General features: G+C 38.0%; 1 protein-coding gene. It reads right to left on the bottom strand.

Features of this window, described 5'->3' with window-relative positions; all coding sequences use genetic code 11:
- On the bottom strand, positions 1-405 hold a 405-nt coding region (locus WKI42_RS10540; RefSeq protein WP_368081897.1), incomplete at its 3' end, for an N-acetylmuramoyl-L-alanine amidase.
- Between the last annotated feature and the right edge of the window lie 321 nt (positions 406-726).

The following is a 726-nucleotide window of genomic DNA, read 5'->3' as shown; positions in this document are numbered from 1 at the left end:
ATATTCGTGTGTCTTGATACCTGCTAAATCAGCAGTATCAAGCGTTCTCGGTATCCCAGCCTCGTCCGCTAGATTACGCAAGAGTTCGATATAGAGACGATAGTCAATCAGAAACTCTTCTTTTGATTCATGGCTTTCAATCAGTTCAACTTGTGCATAACCTTCTGCATTCCAACCACCCCCAACGTCCCAGGCACCATTATCAACAGGTCCTACCTGCATAACACGACCATTACCGACTACGTGAGAAAAGAAGCCCAATTCAGGATCTTTTCTGTAATGGTAGTCAGCCTCATTTTGCACCGTGGAGTTACGGTTGCCTGTGGAATGGGCATGGACTTGCCTATATGGTTGCACGCCAACTTGAGGCAAATCTGTTCTTAATTTACTTACATCAATTTCCATATTCTACTCCTTATCAATTAAAACAACTTATTTTTTACAATCCAGAACCAGAAACTCCTTTATTTCTACCTTACAAAGAAGACAATCTTAGTCACGATTAGGCTTGTAGATCGAACTTCAAAACGCACTATTTTGACACTGTAAATAGGACTGACAAGGTCTGCATTCTATCTACAATAACACCCCAGATTAAAAAGCTTTTCAAAAGTACATTTTTACAGTCTCTATATGTTCTTTTCATAAATACTATACTTTATTATATCATGTAAAAGAAGTCAAAAGTCTGTTAAACTATTTTCAATACCAAACTAAAGATGACAG

Origin of the sequence: Streptococcus pseudopneumoniae, assembly GCF_038148935.1 — a bacterium.
Taxonomy (GTDB): domain Bacteria; phylum Bacillota; class Bacilli; order Lactobacillales; family Streptococcaceae; genus Streptococcus; species Streptococcus pseudopneumoniae_U.
Note: the sequence above shows the minus strand (reverse complement) of the source record. Positions and strands in the feature narration are given on the sequence as shown.